The 21,519-nt window shown below is 30.1% G+C and carries 21 protein-coding genes; 5 read left to right on the forward strand and 16 right to left on the reverse strand.

Features of this window, described 5'->3' with window-relative positions; genetic code table 11:
* Positions 1-342: 342 nt before the first annotated feature.
* The 4 genes from HMPREF2576_RS09615 to hemE form a co-directional block, all read right to left on the reverse strand.
* The gene (locus HMPREF2576_RS09615; protein WP_001832974.1) at positions 343-897 is read right to left on the reverse strand and encodes an RBBP9/YdeN family alpha/beta hydrolase; all 555 of its coding nucleotides are present in this window, start codon (positions 895-897) and stop codon (positions 343-345) included.
* A gap of 135 nt (positions 898-1,032) precedes the next feature.
* Positions 1,033-2,430, reverse strand: coding sequence for a protoporphyrinogen oxidase (hemY, locus tag HMPREF2576_RS09620; protein ID WP_070856428.1), 1,398 nt, complete (start codon positions 2,428-2,430; stop codon positions 1,033-1,035).
* A 143-nt stretch (positions 2,431-2,573) separates the two neighbouring features.
* Positions 2,574-3,497, reverse strand: a complete 924-nt coding sequence (gene hemH, locus HMPREF2576_RS09625; RefSeq protein ID WP_001829846.1) for a ferrochelatase — start codon at positions 3,495-3,497, stop codon at positions 2,574-2,576.
* Positions 3,498-3,573: 76 nt separating this feature from the next.
* Positions 3,574-4,635 carry a uroporphyrinogen decarboxylase gene (gene hemE, locus HMPREF2576_RS09630; RefSeq protein WP_002456355.1) on the reverse strand — a complete coding sequence of 354 codons (1,062 nt, stop codon included), beginning with the start codon at positions 4,633-4,635 and terminating at the stop codon, positions 3,574-3,576.
* Between the two features lie 292 nt (positions 4,636-4,927).
* Between hemE and traP the strand changes: the two genes are divergently transcribed.
* Positions 4,928-5,431 carry a signal transduction protein TRAP gene (gene traP, locus HMPREF2576_RS09635; protein ID WP_002468814.1) on the forward strand — a complete coding sequence of 168 codons (504 nt, stop codon included), beginning with the start codon at positions 4,928-4,930 and terminating at the stop codon, positions 5,429-5,431.
* Positions 5,432-5,987: 556 nt separating this feature from the next.
* Here traP and HMPREF2576_RS09640 read toward each other — a convergent pair.
* Genes HMPREF2576_RS09640 through HMPREF2576_RS09650 form a run of 3 tightly spaced genes read right to left on the reverse strand, consistent with a single transcriptional unit; the run spans position 5,988 to position 8,626 of the window.
* The gene (locus tag HMPREF2576_RS09640; protein ID WP_002468833.1) at positions 5,988-6,611 is read right to left on the reverse strand and encodes a CadD family cadmium resistance transporter; all 624 of its coding nucleotides are present in this window, start codon (positions 6,609-6,611) and stop codon (positions 5,988-5,990) included.
* Positions 6,612-6,669: 58 nt separating this feature from the next.
* Complete coding sequence (locus HMPREF2576_RS09645; RefSeq protein ID WP_002470395.1) at positions 6,670-7,893, reverse strand: ABC transporter permease EcsB; 1,224 nt, start codon at positions 7,891-7,893, stop codon at positions 6,670-6,672.
* Positions 7,886-8,626 (reverse strand): ABC transporter ATP-binding protein EcsA, encoded by a 741-nt coding sequence (locus HMPREF2576_RS09650; RefSeq protein WP_001829855.1) that lies wholly within the window; start codon positions 8,624-8,626, stop codon positions 7,886-7,888. Before HMPREF2576_RS09650 ends, HMPREF2576_RS09645 begins: the two co-directional genes overlap by 8 nt.
* A 129-nt stretch (positions 8,627-8,755) precedes the next feature.
* Between HMPREF2576_RS09650 and HMPREF2576_RS09655 the strand changes: the two genes are divergently transcribed.
* The 4 genes from HMPREF2576_RS09655 (at position 8,756) to HMPREF2576_RS09670 (ending at position 11,535) form a co-directional block, all read left to right on the forward strand.
* Positions 8,756-9,181, forward strand: a complete 426-nt coding sequence (locus HMPREF2576_RS09655) for an HIT family protein (RefSeq protein ID WP_001829828.1) — start codon at positions 8,756-8,758, stop codon at positions 9,179-9,181.
* 76 nt (positions 9,182-9,257) lie between these two features.
* The gene (locus HMPREF2576_RS09660; protein WP_002456353.1) at positions 9,258-9,629 is read left to right on the forward strand and encodes a YtxH domain-containing protein; all 372 of its coding nucleotides are present in this window, start codon (positions 9,258-9,260) and stop codon (positions 9,627-9,629) included.
* A 165-nt stretch (positions 9,630-9,794) separates the two neighbouring features.
* Complete coding sequence (locus HMPREF2576_RS09665; RefSeq protein ID WP_001829837.1) at positions 9,795-10,355, forward strand: DUF3267 domain-containing protein; 561 nt, start codon at positions 9,795-9,797, stop codon at positions 10,353-10,355.
* A 202-nt stretch (positions 10,356-10,557) separates the two neighbouring features.
* Positions 10,558-11,535, forward strand: a complete 978-nt coding sequence (locus tag HMPREF2576_RS09670) for a peptidylprolyl isomerase PrsA (RefSeq protein WP_002456352.1) — start codon at positions 10,558-10,560, stop codon at positions 11,533-11,535.
* A gap of 149 nt (positions 11,536-11,684) precedes the next feature.
* Here the strand turns inward: HMPREF2576_RS09670 and HMPREF2576_RS11930 are convergent, their stop codons facing one another.
* The 9 genes from HMPREF2576_RS11930 to HMPREF2576_RS09710 form a co-directional block, all read right to left on the reverse strand.
* Positions 11,685-11,789 (reverse strand): type I toxin-antitoxin system Fst family toxin, encoded by a 105-nt coding sequence (locus HMPREF2576_RS11930; RefSeq protein WP_002440288.1) that lies wholly within the window; start codon positions 11,787-11,789, stop codon positions 11,685-11,687.
* A gap of 171 nt (positions 11,790-11,960) precedes the next feature.
* The gene (gene yhaM / locus HMPREF2576_RS09675) at positions 11,961-12,902 is read right to left on the reverse strand and encodes a 3'-5' exoribonuclease YhaM (protein WP_002456351.1); all 942 of its coding nucleotides are present in this window, start codon (positions 12,900-12,902) and stop codon (positions 11,961-11,963) included.
* Positions 12,899-15,838, reverse strand: coding sequence for an ATP-binding protein (locus HMPREF2576_RS09680; RefSeq protein ID WP_070856423.1), 2,940 nt, complete (start codon positions 15,836-15,838; stop codon positions 12,899-12,901). The genes yhaM and HMPREF2576_RS09680 overlap by 4 nt, the downstream gene beginning before the upstream one ends.
* A complete protein-coding gene (locus HMPREF2576_RS09685) occupies positions 15,828-17,024 on the reverse strand; it encodes a metallophosphoesterase family protein (protein WP_001829843.1) in 1,197 nt (398 codons plus the stop codon). Before HMPREF2576_RS09685 ends, HMPREF2576_RS09680 begins: the two co-directional genes overlap by 11 nt.
* A 270-nt stretch (positions 17,025-17,294) precedes the next feature.
* Positions 17,295-17,639 carry a YlbF/YmcA family competence regulator gene (locus HMPREF2576_RS09690; protein WP_070856424.1) on the reverse strand — a complete coding sequence of 115 codons (345 nt, stop codon included), beginning with the start codon at positions 17,637-17,639 and terminating at the stop codon, positions 17,295-17,297.
* A 72-nt stretch (positions 17,640-17,711) separates the two neighbouring features.
* Positions 17,712-18,842 (reverse strand): DUF445 domain-containing protein, encoded by a 1,131-nt coding sequence (locus HMPREF2576_RS09695; protein WP_002485606.1) that lies wholly within the window; start codon positions 18,840-18,842, stop codon positions 17,712-17,714.
* Between the two features lie 181 nt (positions 18,843-19,023).
* Entirely contained in the window at positions 19,024-19,488 is a 465-nt protein-coding gene (locus tag HMPREF2576_RS09700) for an XRE family transcriptional regulator XdrA (protein ID WP_001829807.1), read from the reverse strand.
* A gap of 270 nt (positions 19,489-19,758) precedes the next feature.
* Positions 19,759-20,382 (reverse strand): response regulator, encoded by a 624-nt coding sequence (locus HMPREF2576_RS09705; RefSeq protein ID WP_001829810.1) that lies wholly within the window; start codon positions 20,380-20,382, stop codon positions 19,759-19,761.
* Complete coding sequence (locus HMPREF2576_RS09710; protein WP_001829819.1) at positions 20,375-21,508, reverse strand: GAF domain-containing sensor histidine kinase; 1,134 nt, start codon at positions 21,506-21,508, stop codon at positions 20,375-20,377. Before HMPREF2576_RS09710 ends, HMPREF2576_RS09705 begins: the two co-directional genes overlap by 8 nt.
* Positions 21,509-21,519: the final 11 nt, after the last annotated feature.

Here is a 21,519-nt window from a genome sequence, read left to right on the forward strand (position 1 = left end):
ACGAGCTACCGAACTGCTCCATCCCGCGCTAATATTATTTTTGACTACCTATTAACCATATCATTAAATAGTTAATGATGTCAACACTTTATTTAAATTATTTTAACAATTTCTTTAAATGTCATTAAAAAATAAATGTAACACTTAAGGTTTAACGCCCTCTAAACAATTACCTATTAAGTATATAAACTTAAGCCATAATAGTCAATATCGTTTTTCGATTTATTTGTGTAAAAAATTACTTCATATATCATTTTATAATTTAAATTACTAAATGATATGAATTATTATCAATAATATTTAATGTTTGAAAGTACAGACTAGGATAGATGTGTAAACATCCTACCTAGTCATATATCCTTGCATTCTGTTAATTAAAGAAGTAAATGTTACAAAACCTTCCTCTTCTAAAAAGTGTCCCCCATCTTCTACTACACGTGTATGTCCATTAAGTGAATTCATCAGCCTTTGTGTTTCCTTGTATGAAACATATTGATCATCTTTAGACGTGAGTCCATAAAATTTATCTACTTGCTCTTTTATTTTATCGTAATCGATGGTTACCCCTTTTAAATCTACATCTTCGTCTATATCTTGTGCATCTTCTTTAAATCCTGCGATACTAAAGAAACCTTCAATGTGATGATGCGTTTCTTCAAGAAATTTTAAAGCAGCGATTGAGCCAAATCCGTGGGTCACAAAATATGTATCTTTTTTACGGATATGTAGTTGTTGTTTCATTTCATTAACCCACTCATCAATTTGAGCATGATCATTTGCTTCAAGATTGAATAAAGAAACATCATACCCTTCCAAAGTTAAATTATGCCTTAACCATTCATACCAATGATTTTTAGAATTACCATGTTTTGAGTGTACAATTATAATGTCTGTCATCTTTCCTCTCACTCCTTTATTAATTCTATTGTAAATAAAAACACTTTAAAAAGAAATCGAATAAGTTTCCTTGCCATATATTTATAGCGTAAATCTAACTTATTACATTCTTCTAATTAAAGTGTCATTATATTATTATAACTCTTCTAATATTTCATCAACTGCATTCTTACCTTGTTGTATGCAGTCTGGTAAACCGACAGCTTCAAACGGTGCCCCTGTAACACGTAATCTAGGATAAGTTGTTTTAATATGTTGTTGAATTTCTTTAATCATTTTAATATGACCCACGTGGTATTGGGGCATACTCTTAGGTAACCGATTTACAATTGTAAAATCAGGATTCCCTGAGATGGTCATCATTTGGCTTAAGTCTTTTCTAACAATTGATACTATTTCTTCATCGGTGTGATCATCTACTACAGTATCACCTGGTTTTCCTATATATGCTCGAATTAAAACTTTACCTTCTGGAGTAGTAAATGGCCATTTCTTTGATGTCCAAGTACATGCAGTAATATCCGTTTGACTTGTTCTTGCAATAACAAAGCCAGTTCCATCGTACGTATTGGTAATATTTTTCTCATCAAAGGCCAAAACAACTGTTGCGACAGTAGTAGAATCCATGTTTTTAAAGTAATCAAATGCTGGATCGTGACTAAACCAGTTCAGAAATACTTGATGTGGTGTTGTTACAAGTAAGCCATTAAATTTCTCTTTACTGTCATCTTCTAATAAAATTTCATAATCTTTTTGCGAAATCAATATATCTTTGACTGGCTTGTTATATCGTATGTGGACACCTTTACTTTCAATATCTTTAACAAGAGCCTCTATAAAAGAACTCAATCCGTGTCTAAACTGTTTGAATTGTCCTTTAGGAGCACCTGGATATAATTGACGTTTCTTAATACGTTGTTCTTTTTCGTCTTTCATTCCTTTAATCAAACTACCAAATTGTTCCTCTTTTTCCTTACAGTTAGGAAATGTACTCATTAAGCTCAATTGATCAATATCAGTGCCATAAATACCACCCATTAGTGGTTCAATTAAGTTCTCTAATACTTCATTACCTAATCGTTGTCTAAAGAAACTACCAACAGAAATATCATCTTCAATTTCTATCGGTTTTTTAAACAAATCAAGCCCCGCTCTTAATTTACCAATAGGTGAAATGAGTCTTGTTTTAATAAATGGTTTAATATCTGTAGGAATTCCCATAATTGAGCCACCAGGAATAGGATATAATTTATTTTTAGCAAAAATATAAGATTGGCCAGTAGTATTTGTTATAAGGTCATTTTCTAATCCAATATCTTTTGCCACATCAGTCATAATTGTCTTACGACCTAAATAAGACTCAGGGCCTAACTCAATTGTGTAACCATCTGATCTATATGTTTGAATCTTTCCACCTACTCTATTTGAGGCTTCGAAGATAGTTACTTCAATAGAAGGGTCTTGTTTTTTAATGAAATATGCGCTAGATAAACCAGTGATTCCCGCTCCAATAATTGCCACTTTCTTACTCACTTTTCCACGCTTCCTTTCAGAATTGCTTAAAAATTTATTAAAATACGCCATATACCGACTCTAAAAGAAAAAATTATAAAAACAATTCCCCCTATTAAAATGGAGGAATTGTTTTGTTTAATAGGTTTGGATGACAGACTCATTTATATATGTGATTGAATTTCGTCAACAATAGCACCGATAAATAATGGATGTGTGTTAGGCATTTCTGGACGATAGTAATTTACCCCAATATCGTCACAAACCACTTTACATTCATAATCATTATCATAAAGCACCTCTAAATGTTCACAAACAAAACCTACTGGCGTATAGATAAAGTGCTTAAACTGGTGTTCCTTATATAAATCACGAGTTAAATCTTGGACATCTGGGCCTAACCAAGGTGTTCCAGTATTCCCCTCTGATTGCCACCCTTCAGCAACATGGATGATGTTAGATTCCTGTTTAAGAATTTCCGCTGTTTCATGCAATTCATGAGGATATGGATCATTATTTCTTTCAATTAACCCTTTTGGTAAACTATGTGCAGAAACTACTAATACAGTTTCATCATGTTCTTGATTAGGTATTTGTTCTAATGTTTCATTAATTTTTTCCGTCCAATATTTAATAAATTTTGGCTGCTGATAATAGTGTTTAATATGTGTTAACTGGATGCCATATTCATCTGCTTTTTCTTGAGCACGTTGATCATAAGAGCCAACAGAAAAACTAGAATAATGAGGCGCAAGAACAACTGTTACTGCTTCTTTAATTCCATCATTATGCATTTGCTCTACTGCTTCTTCAATATATGGAGATATATGTTTTAATCCGAGATAAAGTTTAAAATTCACATCATCTTGTTCTTTATTTAATGCTTCGAGTAATGCTTCGGCTTGACGATCGGTTGTTCCTGCCAAAGGAGAAAGCCCACCAATAAATTCATATCTATCCTTTAAATCTTGCAGTTCTTCTTCAGTTGGTTTTTTTCCACGTCTAATATCAGTGTAATAAGGCTCTATATCACTTTCTTTATATGGTGTACCATACGCCATTACTAATAAGCCTATTGTTTTAGTCATTAATAAAAACCTTCCTTTTAAATCTTTAATTTGAATCAATGAAGTAAGGTTTGGAATCTAACCAAATCTTTAAAAACTATTTCGCTGTATAATTATGAACAAATTCAGTCACTTTTCGCAAAGTTTCTGGTTTAACTTCTGGAAATACACCGTGACCTAAATTGAAAATATGCTTTCCACGATTTAAACCTTGATTTAATATGTCTTTGAGTCGTGATTCTATGACATCCCATGGCGCTAACAGTACAGATGGGTCTAAATTACCTTGAATTGCTTTATTGACTCCCATTTTGTCAGCTTGCTTTATTGTAGTTCTCCAATCAAGGCCTAGTACATCTATCGGTAAATCATTCCATTCATTAATTAAATGACTTGCACCGACACCAAAAAGAATGATAGGTACATCATAATAAGCTTTAATGCCAGAAATCAATTTATTCATGGCTGGCTTAATATAATAGCGATAATCCTTCACATTGAGTGCACCAACCCAGGAATCAAAAATCTGAATGATTTCCGCTCCTGCTTCCACTTGTGCTACAACATAATCAATAGAAATGTCGACGAGATGGTTCATTAAAGCAAACCATGTTTCCTCATCTCTATACATCATCGCTTTAGTAAAATTATAATTTTTTGAAGGCCCTCCCTCAATCATATAAGATGCTAAAGTAAATGGCGCTCCTGTAAAACCTATTAAAGGTACATTAAGTTTTTCTTCAGTGAGTAACTTAATTGTATCTAATACATATGGGACATCTCTTTTAGGATCTATTTGGGATAGCCTTTCTACATCTTTAACAGTTTGAATAGGATTGGAAATTACAGGTCCTATTCCTGATTTAATTTCGACATCTACACCAATTGGTTTGAGTGGTGTCATAATATCTTTGTACAATACAGCCGCATCGGTTTGATAATTATCTACTGGTAAATGTGTCACATATGCACACAATTCCGGTTGATGTGTGATTTCAAATAGAGAATATTTTTCTTTTAATTTTCGATACTCAGGTTGAGAACGTCCAGCCTGTCTCATAAACCAAACAGGTGTATGTGACGTACTTTCTCCTTTTATAGCTTTTAAAATTGTATCGTTTTTGCTGCGCACCCTTGAGTCCCCCCACAATTGAATCATTCTTACCAATGATAGCATATTGCACTTAATTAAGTATTTTAATATGCTTAAATGTCACAAAAAAGACACACTACATTTGACTGTACCAAGTGGATAAAATTCTTTAATAAGATATCTCTTATTTACTAAAAGTTGGATAGATATTAAATTACATGACTAATATTAAATAATTTATGATTTTTCTTAATTTGTCATCTAAAAATAAATTACTTTTTTATACAAATTAATCAACTTTATTTGTATATAGAACAGTAGGCTCGTATAATAAATTTAAACAAAGGAGGAATGAGCCATGTATTTATATACATCTTATGGGACTTACCAATTTTTAAATCAAATTAAACTTAATCATCAAGAACGTAATTTATTTCAATTTTCCACTAATGATTCCTCAATAATCTTAGAAGAGTCTGAGGGAAAATCAATCTTAAAACATCCTAGTGCATATCAAGTGATTGATAGCACAGGTGAATTTAGCGAACATCATTTTTATAGTGCTATTTTTGTCCCTACATCTGAAGATCACCGTCAACAGCTAGAGAAAAAATTATTACACGTAGACGTACCTTTAAGTAATTTTGGTGGTTTTAAAAGCTATCGTTTATTAAAACCCACTGAGGGGTCTACCTACAAAATTTACTTTGGTTTTGCAAATCGAACAGCATATGAAGATTTCAAAGCTTCTGATATATTTAATGAAAACTTTTCAAAAGATGCATTGAGCCAATACTTTGGTGCTAGTGGTCAACATTCCAGCTATTTTGAAAGATATTTATATCCAATAGAAGATCATTAATTCGTCAATACAAATTATATATTCAAAAAATATGAACACAGTTATTTAGTCTACTTATAAATTATATGGAATGATGTTAAAAGACATTTCAACCGTTGATAGAGATTTATCAAATTTTAGGTTAATCTGTTGCCTGTAAAAGGAACTATACTAAGCAGAGTGATTGATGTAGTGAGATAATAAATTTGATTAATTGTTATATCCATTAATTTTTTACATCTTTCAAATTGCATTTTCTAAAGAATTTCTAAGTGCATTTTTCTATTTATGGCAATTGTTTATACGACAAGATGCCTGTGACATTACACATGGTCATAGGCATCTTTTTGTATATAGTTAAATACTTTTACTTATTCTAATTTACATTGATTAAAACACCGATTTTATTCTATCTTTAATTTAGCCATGATGTATTACCTCTTAGCTATAGCTTTAATTAAATGGCATTTCATCCTCAAACTCATCTCAATTGATTATGTTTGTTGAATTAAAAAACGGCAACCACCATATTTACTATGGAAGTTACCGAATGAATTATAGTTGTAATATAATCTCATTACACTAAAAAAACAAAATGAAAGAGTTTTTGAACTGTTCCGTTTTCAATGATAATGAATAGTCCTAAACCAATATAGACTATTGACATTATCCACCTACTAAATCTTTCAATGACTTCACCTAGGCCAGGTATATTAGCCAATTTTTGAGCGGTAAAGACAAGAATAAAAATTAAGATTACAAATGTGATTAAAGTGATAACTAATTCATAATTATTTATGGTAGTGAAATATGGTACAAATAATCCTATATTATCTGCACCACAACTTGCTAATGTGACTACTGCTACAGATTTTGATAACTCAGATAATCCTTTTTTATTTAGTTCATCTTTAGCTCTTCTTTCCCCTTCACAATCATCGAATATAGCAACCTTAATTCCTAAATAAATTGGTATAAGACCAAGCAATCCTAAAATCCATTTATCTGGTACATAGTTAAGTACATAAGCAAAAAACAAACTTACAAAAATTAAAGTTAATGACCCTAGATATTGTCCAATATAAATATCTTTATACTGTTGATAATTGTTAGCTCTTGCAAAAAATATTAATAATATAACTAATAAATCAACCGCTGTAGCAATATACAGGATGGCGGCTGTCGTTATCGTTTCAAACATTCAATCCCTCTTTTGACTTTAATAAATTAAAATAAATTTTACTCTAACTAAATTTGATTTAGTCACGTAATAATGTTTCTTGATATTTTAATTTTTTAACTGCATTTCGAATGGTTAGCCAGCCTACTATAAAGAATAATACAGCAAAAAAGAATAAGTCATGGTGTTTGATTACATAAACAATCGTAAATGTAATAGCGATTATAATCATCAAGCGATTTAAAAATTGCTGATATCCCGCAATAACTTTTGTATCAGATACAGGCCAAACTTGAGGCCATAAACCGTATGCTTGTTGCGTATAAAATTGAGACATTTGTAATAAAATAATATACATAAACAAACTACCGATAATTAATGAAACAACCGGTTGTGATAACCATACCATTAATATAATAGCGATAATAACTAATCTTAAAATAATAGAAAAAGCATCGCGTCCTCTGACAAAACTTCTTATAAATAAATATAAATACATCCGATTCTCATTAAATTTGGCACCTTTAGGAACGGGTAGTAAGAAATCAAGATAACTACGACGTACTGCTGATTCTCTTAGGTGTTTTACGTCTGTAAACATATTAACGAATTTATAATAATTTGTGTGATGTTGTTGTTCAATTGCAATCACTTTTTCCCAAGGAAGTAAATAGTGATCTGCTTTAGTCTTTAGGACTAAATAAATTACAAATAATATAATCATTATTAAAAAAGCTAAATAGTTATGAAATCTTAAAATCATGTAATGCGTTACTGCTAAAGGTATAAATAATAATATGTTGATAATGAACACATTTTTATTTAATTTAACCCATTGCCATTTGATGAGTAATACCAAATATGGATATAGCAATGTACTTATAGAAAATGCGATATAAAATCCATAATGATTGTGACTTAATTTATAAAACAATGGAAAGAATACGATTAGCAAAATGAACGGTAAACTGATTCTTGAAATATAACTATAAAACAGACTTGCATTAATATAATTTTTCATGTGTCTTTCAAAAGGTAGTAAGAAGATTTGGTCCGCTTCTTTTAAGAGTGTACGAATTGGGAATAATGAAACAACAGCTAATGCTATACTAGCAAATAGTGCATAGTCTATTTGGGGAGGAATGTGACTTAACCATTCGCCATATCCAAATATAAATGCTCCTAATAGTATAAGTAGAAAAACTGTAAAGTGACCATTAAATATAAATTTATTATAATAGTTTTTCTCCTTACGTATAGCTTGTTGTCGTTTTCTAAACAAAGTTAACGCCTCGTTATTCATAAGCACTACTACCTTGTGTGACATGGATGTAAATATCATCTAAAGTTTTATCTTTTAATCCTGTTTGTTCCCGTAACTCATCAAGATTACCAAATGCAACAATTTCACCTTTATCTAAAATAATAAATCTATCACAATACCTTTCGGCTGTAGCCAAAATATGTGTACTCATTAATACTGTTCGATTTTCATTTCTTTTTTCTACCATTAAATCTAACATAGACTGTATCCCCAAAGGATCTAAACCGAGGAAAGGTTCGTCAATAATATATAATTCTGGATCAACTATAAATGCACAAATAATCATCACTTTTTGTTTCATCCCTTTAGAAAAATGACTTGGAAATACTTTAAGTTCATTTTCTAATCTAAAAACTTTAAGTAATGGTTTAGCTCTACGCATAGCCTCTTCTCTACTTAATTGATAAGCCATCGCCGTCATTTCAATGTGCTCCTCTAAAGTTAGTTCATCATAGATGACTGGTGATTCAGGTATATAAGATAACTTTCTTCTATAATTTTCAATATCTTCATTAATTTTAATATTTGAAATTGATAATTTGCCTTCCATTGGATTAATCAATCCTAGCATATGTTTAATTGTAGTACTTTTCCCAGCACCATTTAGACCTATTAAACCTACAATTTCACCTTTTTCTAATTCAAAATTCAAATCTTTAATTACAGGTTTTTTTCCATATCCCCCTGTAAGATGTTCAACTTTTACTGTCATAAGGCACCTCCATTGACTTTATTGTATCAAAAAAAATTATATAGACCTAAAAATAATCTTTACAATGATGTAGTTTTAAAAAATGAATGATATAATATGAACAAACATTTGTAGAGGAGTGTCATTATTATGTCAGAAACGATATTCAGTAAAATTATTTCAGGTGAGATTCCTAGTTTTAAGATATATGAAAATGATTATGTTTATGCATTCCTTGATATATCTCAAGTTTCAAAAGGACATACGCTATTAGTACCTAAAAAACCTTCAGCAAATATATTTGAAACTGATGAAGAAACAATGAAACATATAGGGGTTGCTTTACCTAAAGTAGCAAATGCAATTAAAAACGCATTTCACCCTGACGGCTTAAACATTATTCAAAATAATGGTGAATATGCCGATCAATCAGTATTTCACATTCATTTCCATTTAATACCGAGATATGAAAATGATATAGACGGATTTGGCTATAAATGGGAAACACATGAAGATGTAATCGATGATGAAACTAAACAAAAAATAGCAACACAAATTCAAGCACAAATATCTTAATCATGCATATTTCTTGTTATACTGGGTATGAAATAACTATTACAATTATCCGACAAATAAAGTGAGGAGAATCATAATGAAAGTCTCAAGAATATTATTTGGTTTAGGTGTAGGTGCTGTTGCAGGATTTGCAGTTGCTTTAAGACATCGTGATAACCAAAGCGTAAAAAATCATACGATTGATGCTAGTCAACCCACTGGAGCTCAATCAGAATTACAACGTGAAATAGAGAATATGAAACAATCCTTCAATGATATTCTTAATTACGGTTCACAAATCAAGAATGAAAGTATTGAATTTGGAAGTTCAATTGGCGAAGAGTTTAAAGGATTGATTGGTAATTTTAAATCTGATATTAATCCAAACATCGAAAAATTACAAAGCCACATTGAAAATTTACAAAATCGTGGCGAAGATATTAGTAATAACCTTTCAAACGATAAGTAGTTTAAAACTATGGCAACTAAGCCATAGTTTTTTTACTTCTAAATCTTAGATAGTTTAAACTTTTCACTCAGTAAAATCAACAAATATCAGCAATATCTATTGACTATTGAGCAAAAGACATAGATAATACGTAACGAATATTAACATAGAGAAGAGGCATATATTATGTTTTTATGTACTCGGCAAATCGATATACATGCACGGTTCGGTATTCAAAGAATTGCATTTTTAAGTTTAGTTGCGACAATATTTACATTTTTAGTTAGTTATGAAGTGATGTATTATTTTTTAGATACACCACTCTCAGATAGACATTTTTTTGTACTTATAGTGTTTATATTGCTCATGTACCCTATTCATAAAATAGTACATCTTTTATTCTTTTTGCCTTATTATAAATCTTTTAAAATCCATAAATTATCTAGTAAGAAATGGGTACCATATTTTAATACTTATGTTAATACGCCTGTTCACAAAATTTATTTTTGTATTAATCTCATTCTACCCATCTTTTTCCTATCTGGTATATTTATAATGCTAAGTATATATTTACCTCAATATGGACATTATTTTATGTTTTTATTATCACTTAACATAGGCTGTTCAATGATGGATATTTTATATTTAAAGATACTTCTATTTTCAAATGATGGACATTATGTCGAAGAACATCAATCAGGTCTTCATATTTTAAACAAGGTAGACAATCCTTATATACAACACTGATTTTTTAAATCCTTTACAAAGAATAGATGCAACATTCTTTATATTTATAAATAAAATATGCATAATTAAATCGCTATCAATTATGTAGTTACACCCCCATTTCCTTGTCATACTATAGTCTGAGGAAAGGGGTTTCTAATTGGTTGATGATTAATAATATGTTATATTTACGATGATTAATACATAAAGGAGCTATCAACTTATGAAATTAATGAATAAAATTATCGTACCTGTAACAGCAAGTGCACTTTTGTTAGGTGCCTGTGGTTCAAATGCAACTGAATCGAAGGATAACACACTTATTTCTTCTAAAGCTGGTGATGTTAAAGTTGCTGACGTAATGAAAAAAATGGGCAAAGAACAAATTGCTAACACATCTTTTAGCATTGTATTAAACAAAGTTTTAGCAGATAAATATAAAGATAAAGTAGATACAAAAGATATTGATAAAGATATTAAAAAAGAAGAGAAACAATACGGCGGTAAAGATCAATTTGAAAGCATGTTAAAACAACAAGGTATGTCACTTGATGATTATAAAGAACAGAAGAAATTATCAGCTTATCAGAAACAATTGTTACTAGATAAAGTTAATGTATCAGATAAAGAAATCAAAGAAAACTCTAAAAAAACATCACACATTTTAATTAAAGTTAAATCTAAATCTAGCGATAAAGAAGGTTTATCAGATAAAAAAGCGAAAGAAAAAGCTGAAAAAATTCAAAAAGAAGTGGAAAAGAATCCAAATAAGTTTGGAGAAATAGCAAAAAAAGAATCAATGGACAGTTCTTCAGCTAAGAAAGATGGTTCATTAGGTTATGTGATTAAAGGTCAAATGGTAGATAGCTTCGAAAAAGCACTATTTAAATTAAAAGAAGGAGAAGTTTCTAAAGTCGTAAAAACAGACTATGGCTATCACATTATAAAAGCAGATAAAGAAACTGATTTTAATAGTGAAAAATCAAATATCAAACAAAAATTAATCGAAGAAAAGGTACAGAAGAAACCTAAATTATTAACTGATGCATACAAAGAATTATTAAAAGAGTATAAAGTAGACTACAAAGATAGAGATATTAAAAAAGCAATTGAGGATTCTATTCTTGATCCAGATAAAATCAAACAACAACAGCAACAACAATCACAAGGTGGTTCTGGATTAACTAATTCAGGTTCTTAATTCCTTTCAAACTTGATTGTCCTTAATTGAAATATTCATCACTCATGTTATAATATACTTAACAAAGATATCTATCATATATGCACTAACCCCCTTACTATGCCAGTAGTAAGGGGGTTTTTAGTGTGGCTAAATTTAAAAAATGTCGCCTATCGATGTTTGTCATTACGTTGACGTAGCCAATGCGTAAACAACGCAACTATACAACCACTAATAACAGTGGTGATGATGTGTACAAAGATATCTAAAATCATATATGCACCTCCTTCCCTTCGTCATACGACGCCTGAGAAGTAAAGTTAGGCGACTAATTTATTATAACATGTTGTTTAAAAAACATTAAAAAAGTACAAAGACTCTAAGAATAGATACTTCTTTAAAATTATCTATTCATTAAAAGTAACTTTGTACTATTGAACCTGAATTTAATCAAGTGTTGTTGGATTATAAAATTGTCTATTTTCTAAACCAAAAATTCTTTCTGTAAATTGACCTTTTTCTGTTTTTTTGAAAGCTTTATCAAACATGTTCATTTTAGCATCAATATTATCTATAAAGTAAAGTATTTCAGCTTCCTTTAAATGAGGCAATTTAGGCGATCCAAACTCCATTTTACCATGATGCGCTAAAATCATATGTCTAAGTAACATAACCTCTTCTCCATCAATGCCTAACTCTTTGGCTGTTTCAGCAACTTCATCACTTGCTATAGAGATATGACCAAGTAAATTTCCTTCAACAGTATAGGTCGTCGCCACTGGACCACTCAATTCTCTTACTTTACCTAAATCATGCAAAATGATAGCACTATATAATAGACTTCTATTCAACAGAGGATAAATATCACATACAGATTTTGCTATACGCAACATTGTTAAAACATGATAACTCAATCCACTCGCGAAATTATGATGATGAGAACTAGCTGCTGGATAAGTGAAAAAACGATCTTGATACTTTTTAATTAAATGTCTAGTAATGCGTTGTAAGTTAGCATTTTCAATATCTAACATAAAATGCGATAATTCCTCTTGTATTTCTGTAGGTGACATTGGCGCACCGTCAACAAAGTCTTTAGTTGACACTTTGTCTTCAGCTTGTGCAAGACGTATTTGATGTATTTTCATCTGTTTGCGTCCACGATAATTGATGATATCACCTTTGACATGAACTATTGTTTCTGGTTTTAAAGTTTGCATATCATCTTTCGTAGCAGTCCATAATTTAGCTTCAATATCACCACTTTTATCTTGCAGAAATAGTGTCATGTAATCTTTACCCTGAGCTGTAACACCTTGAGTTGCACGATGGATCAAGAAAAAATGATCCACTGAGTCGCCGGGATTTAATTTTTCTACATTTCTCATTTTTTCCCGCCTTCCTGTAATTTATTTAAAGTTAATACTTCTTTAGCCGGTATGACATGATCTTTTGTACAAGTAAAATAAAGTATTTGATAATGTTCTGATAGTTCTCTCAAATATTTCAACATACGTTCTTTACGATATTTATCAAAATGAACAAATGCATCATCTACAATCACTGGGAATGGATAATACGGTTTTAATACTTTAATAAGACTAATACGTAAAGCCACATATAATAATTCTTTTGTAGATTGACTCAACTCAACTGGCTCAAATACTTGTCCGTTAGAATGCTTTACATGTATTTTATGATTTTCAGTATAATGAATCATATTGTAAGTACCATTTGTTAAATTTTTAAAAATAGATACAGCTTCATTAATCACTTGTGGTAGACGCTTATCTTTTATTTGCTTGATATGTTCTTCCACTAAAGCTTGCATATAACTTAAGCTTGCCCAATCCTTAGCAATATCGTTAAGTCTATTTTTTAAGCTATAATATTCATGTCTTAATTGTGCTAAAGTTCTATCTGTTTCCATATGATTAATCTGAGCATTTAAATCACTAACTTCTGCTTGCATTTCTAAAAATTGATCATTGTAATCGTCAACTTGTTTAGCCAATCTATGATCTTCTTCTTCTAGTTGAGCAGTAGTTTTCTCACTTAATTGCGAACTCATTTCATAAGTGTAATTTTGATTTTCTAAATATTGATTTAAATCATTAAATCGATTTAAATCACTTTGATATGTTTCAAAATAATGATGATGTGTATAATAATCTTCTTCATTATCTACATCAACATAATCAAATAATTGCTTAATCATTTGATTCGTTTCACTTAAGCGTGACTTCAATTGCTTTAATTCATTATTGAGTAATTGCGTTTCAGTTTGATTTTTATTCCAAGCCTCATTTTGTTCTTCTGCATTTTTTAACCACTGTTTCACATCATGGAAGAAAGACATCTGATTAAATAGTTTTAAATGTGGTTCAGTTACAGATTGTGCACGTTCATAAAAGTGATTGATATCTTTTAGCAGATTATTGCGTTGTTGATTTAAATCAATAATGTATTTATCATGCGCTTTAATTTGACCAATGGTTGAGATACTTTCAACCACTAATTCATCAGAAAGTTTTTCTGATAAACGTAACTCTTTTTTTATTTCAATAATGCTATGTTTTAAACTATCTAATCGCTCATTTGCAGTCGTTAATGATTGATTGATATATTGATGTTTTTCTTCAAGTATTTTTTTATTTTTTTTAGCATGACGCCATTGTTCACGAACTTGTTGTTGATATTCTAAATCGAAGTCAAGATTATATTCTTTTTCAAGTTGCGTGAGTTGGTTTTCTAAATCATTAATTTCCTGACTTATTGCTGTGCTATAATCTACTGCTTTAGATCTAGAAAAAATGATACCTACTACAAAAATCACAGTTAATAGAGCAAATATTATACCAAAAATAAGATTTGCAGTGAAAAAAGAAAAAATAGAAAGTGCTGCTGATAGAATAGTCAAAACAATAAATCCTATTCTCAAAAACTTTTGTCTTTTATTTTTTTGTGTTTGTTCTTCTTCAAAAGTTTCTTTTAACTTTTCATACAAGTTCTCTTTTTCATGTAATTCTAAAACTTGTTGTGTATATTCCTTTTTCTTTTCAAAGGTTTCGTCAGGAACAAGCTCATTCTCAACTTGATTAATCTCATTAGAATTAGAGTTTCTTTCAATTTTATTTTCTTCAAGTCCACGTTCTAACTGATTGATATAAGCAATTTGTTCTTGCTTGCCTAATACTAAATCACTCATATGACTTTTCATCGCTTCAGTACTGTCTGTGTCGTAAAACACTTCTTGCCAACCTATATTAGATTGAAGAGCTTCTAGTTCACGTTGCTTATCAGCAATATCTTTCTCTATTGAACGTAACTCAAATTCTTTTTGTTTAATTTCAGTCTCTTGTTGATAAAGGCTATTAAACGAATCAATATACTTTTGGTCTACTGGATTGATGGACTCCGCCTCTTTATTTAATATGCTTAATCTTTCTTCTCGCAAACTTTTATCTCGTTCAAGTGATTGTTTGTGAGATTTAGCAGTTTCGTATCTATCTATCCCTTTTTCAGGAAAATTTATAGGCTCTATATTAAGCGACTGTTCTAACCTTTTCCATTCTTGTGTTTGATCGTGTAGAGCAACCTCTTTTTGTTTTTGCTCATGCATTTTTGATAATTGATTTAAATTTTGCTTCAAATTTTCTAGTCTTCTTGATGATTTATCTTTATCGTCTACAAGTCGATGATATGTATCAAGTTTACTTTCTTCATTTCGAATTTGATTTTCTAATTGTTTAAGTTGCTCAATTTGTTGATTAATAATTGGATTTTTTCCAGATTTTTTATATAATTCTTCTTTCTTTTGTCCAATTCTATCTCTCATACTTGTAAATTCAGTTGATCCAAGTGCACCTGCTTCTAATAAATAATCTTGTAGTTGCTCTTCATCTAGATTTTTATGAATATCTTGAAGACCTAAAACATCAAAAGAGAATATACCTTGATATGTTTTCTTTGAAATGTAATTAAGTTTTTTATTTAGCCAAACTTCATCTCGAATAGTACCATCTTTAAGATAAATTTTGACATCTCCATGAGCACTTCCCTTGATTCTCTCAACCTCTGCTTCAATGCCATCGTCGAAAATGAGTGATAATTTCCCACCATATTGATTACCTAATCTTGGTTCTAAACGTGGTTCTTTGGACTTTTTAGTAGGAAATCCGAACAAAATAGAGTGAATAAATGCTTGAATAGTAGATTTACCAGCTTCATTCTCACCAAATATCTCAGTAAATTGACGATTAAATTCAATTTTACGTTGAACAAATTGGCCATATCCGTATATTTCTAATGATTTAATTATCATTTTGTTCACCTCTCATTTCATCCTTTAAAAGTCTTTCTGCATGATTGACTAACTCAACTTTATCAAATTCATTATAGTCATCTAAAAACTTAGAAGCCCTTGGATTAAGATATAAATCAGTCATTGCCGAATCAAAAAGTGACGCATCATCAAGTAATTCTGGTGAAAACTCTTTAACTATTGGCATTTCGTCATTTTGAACATATTGAAGATTTAAATCTTCAATAAAAACAAATTGATTTTCGTTTTCTTCGAACTCAGTAATCATTTCTTTTAATTGAATTAAATCTTGTGGTGCAATAATGTCTTCACTATTAATGCGTACGTTCAATCTATAAAATGATTTCCCTTCAGTTCTTACTTTATCTTTAAAAGATTGAATAACATCATAAAGTCCTTGTTTAGATGTATGATCAGTTTCAATTGTAGCTTCTTCAAATTTAATAAATTGAGTAGGATAAAATTGTGTAGTGAGTTTAAGATGATCACCTTCGACCAATAGACAACCTTTTTCTCCTAATTCATTGAAATGTCTTCCTTGGATATTACCTGGATAGTTAATGACTGGCATGTCACTTAACTGTTCACGTTGGTGTATATGTCCTAATGCCCAGTAGTGGTATAAACGTTGATTTAAGTCTTCTAACCTAAATTCAGTATAACGGTCTTTCACCGAAGATTTACTATAAGTTCCATGTAATACACCAATATGTATGCCCTTCTGACCTTGACTTGATGGGTATGCGTCTATTTTATTTTCATAACTCGCATCATTTTGATAGCTGAATCCATGAATATAAATTGTTTCTCCTGATTTAGTGATAGCTTGATATGTCTCTACTTGATTTGAAAATACGGATACGTTATTAGGCCACTGACTTGTTATTTTAGAAGTAAGAGGATCGTGGTTGCCATGGCAAATATAAACAAATATTTGTTCTTTTCTTAATCTTTCAAATTGTTCATTTAAAAAGACTTCAGCACGCAATGTACGATTCTCACTATCAAATAAATCACCTGCTATAATAATAAAATCGACTTCCTGTTTTAAAGCTAAGTCGACTATGTTTTTAAAACTTTCATATGCACTCTTTTGGACATCTTCAAAAATATTTGGACTAAGATAACTTTTAGATTTGAAAGGACTGTCCAAATGCAAATCAGCACAGTGTATAAATTTAACCATAAGTTTGATTCTCCTTAGAATATCTGCAAAGTTAATTGAAAAAATGTACAAGATTGTTTATACATTAATGTGATGCATAAAGTATATAAACTAAAATTTTACAGTATGAATGATGAGAAATAACTTTACCTTATATTCTTTCATTTTACCATATCTGTTTGTTGACAGTCGATGAAGAATCCATGGATTTAAAAATAATAAAATATAAATAAGAAAGCCTGGAACAATTATTATGTCCCAGGCTCAATCAAAGTAGATATTGATTAACTATTAGTCAGCGTAAATTTCATCTAAAGGTTTTACGATGATTTGATTAATTTCTTGGAATACTTGGCTCATTTTTTGCTCAGCATTCATTAATTCAGAAATATTTTCATCTTTTTCTATAGCTTGAGCTTGTTCTTGAGCTGTTTGTAAATCTTCTTCAGGAATTTCTTCCCCTTGCATTTGTTTTTGTTGGAAGCTCATTTGAGTTTCACGGAATTCATCAAATAATTTTTTTGATTCTTCGTTTTCTTTTACTTTAGCAAATGCATCTTTAATAGCTTTATATTCATCACTATCTCTTAAAGCTTGTTCTAATTGATTTGCATAATCATATAAATTTACTGCCATAAGTCTTTGCACTCCTTTGAGTTAATTTGTGTTTTTAACCACTCACAGAATACTTTAACATATCTGTCACCATTAGACAAAGATTGCAATCACTCCTTGGAAAAATCCAATGATACCTCCTAATATAAACCCTAATGTCATGATTAATTTTAATTCTTTGTTGGCAATATCAATAATTAGATTTTCAATATACTTTAAGTCAAATGTATTAATCTGTTCTTCAACTAATTGACGTAAATTAATCTTTTTCATAATGTTTGTTAAATGTTTTGAAGTACCTTTAATAATAAAATCAGTCATACGTTTTGATGTATCATCTTCTAGGAATTGAATAAACTGCGGAACAACTTGTTTGATAGGTCTCTCTGTTTTATCTTTTAGATTTAAATAAGTTTTTAATTCATTAAGTACTAATTGACTATAATTTTTAAATTGTTGTTCTTTAATGATCTCATCTAAGTTCTTATCTTTAAATGTTTCATACTCATCATTTAATACTTTAGTAATTATTTTTTGAGATTGAGGATGTTGAGTTAGTCTAATCAACTCATGTTGAATTCTGTCAGCAATGCTTTCTTTTGTCATAAACATTTGTAGTAAACCAATGATGCGTCCCTTTTCATTGAAAAATGTGTCTAACATTTCATAAATATCACGTTCACCTTTTTCAGAACTTAAATAATTTCTAGCCCTTTCACATAGGAAGTCAGTAATATATTCTATTTGACCTTTACATTGATCTAAGAAAGACTGAGGTAATATTTCACTTAACTTTCTATATTTATTTGACTCATACCAAAAGTTTAGTTTATTTAGAAATTTAGTAGTCAATTTATAATCTACCAACTCATTAACATCTATCCCTAAAAATCCAGCTATTTTTTTTATTGTCACATCATCATTTTTTAATTTACTTATTTGTTTATGGATTAATTGCTGTATCATATTTCTCGATTGCGGTTGATTTAACTTCTGTCGAATTAGTTCTTCAGTAATAAGATGTTCCTCAATAACTTGTCCAATTTTTCTGGCGATTTCCTCACGACGTTTTGGGATCAAACCTGGTGTGAATGGAATACGAAACCTAAAAATATAATACGGTTTAAATGGATGAAATAACATTTTAATTGCAATCATATTAGTTACTCCACCAATTATTGCTCCTAAAATTATCATAAAAACTACTAATAATATGGTATGCATCATATAAACTCCCTTTAAATAGAAAATGTTTCAAAACTATTTCATTTTACTCACTTATAAAAAAACGATGAAACCAAAAAGTTGTCTCATCGTCTAACACTTATGCTCCTATATTTTTTATGATATTAGATCAAAGTGATTCAATCATAAAATGATTCTTCTATCACTTATGTATTTATGTTTATACGTGTATTAATTCTTCTTTAGCATTTCTATTGAAGTAAGTTTCAGCTTCCCTCATTTTTGAAGTACCAAAGATTGGCTGTTTTTCATTATTGAGAACACGATAAATGTTACTTACTTTATTACTTTGTAAAATGAAACCATTACGTGTATCAATAGTATTCCAGTAAATATCACTTGTTGTTGAGTGATTTGGATAAGCACAATGGTTTCTAGAAATTGTTTGTACAATTTCGAGCGGATCACAACCGAATGTACTATTTAATACATCTGAATCTCTGAATAAAGCACAAATTGATACGCATGTAGTCCAGTTTGGTAGAACTCTTTCTTTTTCAATTTGAACCAATGTTTTTTTGGAAAGTCCAATGGTTTGTGCCATTGTATCTTGAGTATAGCCTGCTTCTATACGGACCATCTTAAATTTTGTTTGAATTAAATCTGTGAAACTCTGTCTATCCATTCTATTTATCTACCTTTCTCATTGGAAATATTTTATCCGGACACAAGAAATTGCAATAATACACATTTCTTGAAACACAAATTACATCTTAATATATTTTCAATAAAAATAAAAGAGTAAATACGTTTTTGAGTCTATTTTTATAATAGGCATAATTATCAAAATAATTAGACAGTGATATTAATCTACAAGCAGAAATTTAATTGCTGTAAGTGCTATTGGCTAAAACTCAACTTAACACAATTACACTCATAAAAATCAATGTAATTTTTAAATCAATTTATTTTCCATTGCATAAATAGCGGCTTGAGTTCTATCGGAGACTTCTAGTTTGCTAAAAATATGACTCACATGTGTTTTTACTGTCTTTTCTGATACAAACAATGCTCTTGCAATTTCTTTATTTGTTTTACCTTTAACCATTTCCTTAAGCACTTCTTTTTCACGTTTAGATAACTTATTCGTATAATGCGGTTTTTTTGATACGGCCTTAATCACGCTTTTAGCTTGAGGATGTATGATACGTTCACCTTGCAAAACTTTATGAATTGTCTCAATTAACTTTTGAGGTTCAACATCTTTCATTTCATACCCATCAGCTCCTTTATCAATAGCTGAAATAACATGTTCATCATCTACATAGCTCGTAAGTACTAATACTTTGATTTCAGGATATTGTTGTTTGAGTATTTCAGTAATTTCTATACCATTCATCTCTGGCATTACTAAGTCTAAAAGCACGATGTCCGGTCTTTCATTGTTTTTTAAATAAGATAAAAATGTTGCGCCATCTTTAAAACCCTTTAAAACTGATAAATCATCTACAGTTGATAATAAAAACTCTAAACCTTGCCTTACAATATAGTGATCATCGACGAGAATGACTTTATGCATAAGGATGCTCCTTTAACTTCAATGGAATTTTAATATAAATCCGAGTGCCCTGATTTATTTTTGATTCTATAGTAACTTTACCGTTCAAATACTGTGTACGTTGCTTTATGTTTTTTAAACCATTAAATAAAAACGTATTAATTGATTGCGTGTCAAAACCTTGACCGTTATCTCTAATATCTACCTCAAGATAATCAACATTTTGTGATAAATCAAGATAAACTTTGTTAGTTTTAGCGTGCTTAATAACATTATTCATTGCTTCCTGAATAATTCTGTATACATTTTCTTCGATATCATTAGATAAATCTATTAGTCCATTAATAGTAACTTTCAAATCTAATCCTAACATTTTACTATAATAGTGTAATGCATGAATTAAGCCTTGTTCTAATCCAACTGGTTTTAGTTGCCAAATCAGTGCTCTCATTTCATTTACTGCATTTTGACTTGTTTCCTCAATAGTCTTAAAAGCTCTTTGCGCTTGCTCGTCAGTAGTTATCCCTTTTGCAGCGTGAGCCGTTAATTTTAAAGAAAATAACATTTGATTTACTGAATCATGTAAGTCTCTAGCTAGTCGATTACGTTCATTAATTTTGGCATTTTCTTTTTCTTTATTAGTTAGCTGAATTCTCTTTATAGCTGAACCAATTTGAAATGCTACAGATTCTAATAGTTCTAAGTCTTCTTCACTATAATGTTCTTTGTTAGGAGATGCTACGTTAAGCAAACCGAATCTTTCGCTCCCAGACTGCAATGGAACAGTAGCATGATGAGTAATATGATTCGTTTCTTTATCATAAGCATGATTAGCTAAATTGATTCTAGAACAATTTATTATATTAGAAGCTTTAGTTAATTTATGATTTTGATATGCTTGCACACACCAACAAGAACCATTTGTCAAATAGTAACAATGGTTTTTAGATAAAGCTTCAGGTAAATCTACAGAGGAAACTAAATCATGGTGCCCCTCTTCATCAATATAGAAAATCCAACCAGTTGAAAAGTCGCTCCCATTTATAAGTAAACGCAAAGCTCCTTGCATCATGCTATATATTTCAGTTTCTTCATTTAGAAATTCGGCTATTTCCTTAAGTAATGCAAGTCTAGTTGGTTTCTCCATTTTATCCCCTC

The organism is Staphylococcus sp. HMSC063F05, assembly GCF_001837075.1.
Lineage (GTDB): Bacteria > Bacillota > Bacilli > Staphylococcales > Staphylococcaceae > Staphylococcus > Staphylococcus epidermidis.

What these genes read in the sequence shown, in the direction of transcription:
- HMPREF2576_RS09615 (WP_001832974.1), bottom strand. Translation starts at nt 897, where the DNA reads ATGACAGACATTATAATTGTACACTCAAAACATGGTAATTCTAAAAAT.
- hemH (WP_001829846.1), bottom strand. Translation starts at nt 3,497, where the DNA reads ATGACTAAAACAATAGGCTTATTAGTAATGGCGTATGGTACACCATAT.
- hemE (WP_002456355.1), bottom strand. Translation starts at nt 4,635, where the DNA reads ATGATTCAATTGTGGGGGGACTCAAGGGTGCGCAGCAAAAACGATACA.
- traP (WP_002468814.1), top strand. Translation starts at nt 4,928, where the DNA reads ATGTATTTATATACATCTTATGGGACTTACCAATTTTTAAATCAAATT.
- HMPREF2576_RS09640 (WP_002468833.1), bottom strand. Translation starts at nt 6,611, where the DNA reads ATGTTTGAAACGATAACGACAGCCGCCATCCTGTATATTGCTACAGCG.
- HMPREF2576_RS09645 (WP_002470395.1), bottom strand. Translation starts at nt 7,893, where the DNA reads ATGAATAACGAGGCGTTAACTTTGTTTAGAAAACGACAACAAGCTATA.
- HMPREF2576_RS09650 (WP_001829855.1), bottom strand. Translation starts at nt 8,626, where the DNA reads ATGACAGTAAAAGTTGAACATCTTACAGGGGGATATGGAAAAAAACCT.
- HMPREF2576_RS09655 (WP_001829828.1), top strand. Translation starts at nt 8,756, where the DNA reads ATGTCAGAAACGATATTCAGTAAAATTATTTCAGGTGAGATTCCTAGT.
- HMPREF2576_RS09660 (WP_002456353.1), top strand. Translation starts at nt 9,258, where the DNA reads ATGAAAGTCTCAAGAATATTATTTGGTTTAGGTGTAGGTGCTGTTGCA.
- HMPREF2576_RS09665 (WP_001829837.1), top strand. Translation starts at nt 9,795, where the DNA reads ATGTTTTTATGTACTCGGCAAATCGATATACATGCACGGTTCGGTATT.
- HMPREF2576_RS09670 (WP_002456352.1), top strand. Translation starts at nt 10,558, where the DNA reads ATGAAATTAATGAATAAAATTATCGTACCTGTAACAGCAAGTGCACTT.
- HMPREF2576_RS11930 (WP_002440288.1), bottom strand. Translation starts at nt 11,789, where the DNA reads ATGATTTTAGATATCTTTGTACACATCATCACCACTGTTATTAGTGGT.
- yhaM (WP_002456351.1), bottom strand. Translation starts at nt 12,902, where the DNA reads ATGAGAAATGTAGAAAAATTAAATCCCGGCGACTCAGTGGATCATTTT.
- HMPREF2576_RS09680 (WP_070856423.1), bottom strand. Translation starts at nt 15,838, where the DNA reads ATGATAATTAAATCATTAGAAATATACGGATATGGCCAATTTGTTCAA.
- HMPREF2576_RS09685 (WP_001829843.1), bottom strand. Translation starts at nt 17,024, where the DNA reads ATGGTTAAATTTATACACTGTGCTGATTTGCATTTGGACAGTCCTTTC.
- HMPREF2576_RS09690 (WP_070856424.1), bottom strand. Translation starts at nt 17,639, where the DNA reads ATGGCAGTAAATTTATATGATTATGCAAATCAATTAGAACAAGCTTTA.
- HMPREF2576_RS09695 (WP_002485606.1), bottom strand. Translation starts at nt 18,842, where the DNA reads ATGCATACCATATTATTAGTAGTTTTTATGATAATTTTAGGAGCAATA.
- HMPREF2576_RS09700 (WP_001829807.1), bottom strand. Translation starts at nt 19,488, where the DNA reads ATGGATAGACAGAGTTTCACAGATTTAATTCAAACAAAATTTAAGATG.
- HMPREF2576_RS09705 (WP_001829810.1), bottom strand. Translation starts at nt 20,382, where the DNA reads ATGCATAAAGTCATTCTCGTCGATGATCACTATATTGTAAGGCAAGGT.
- HMPREF2576_RS09710 (WP_001829819.1), bottom strand. Translation starts at nt 21,508, where the DNA reads ATGGAGAAACCAACTAGACTTGCATTACTTAAGGAAATAGCCGAATTT.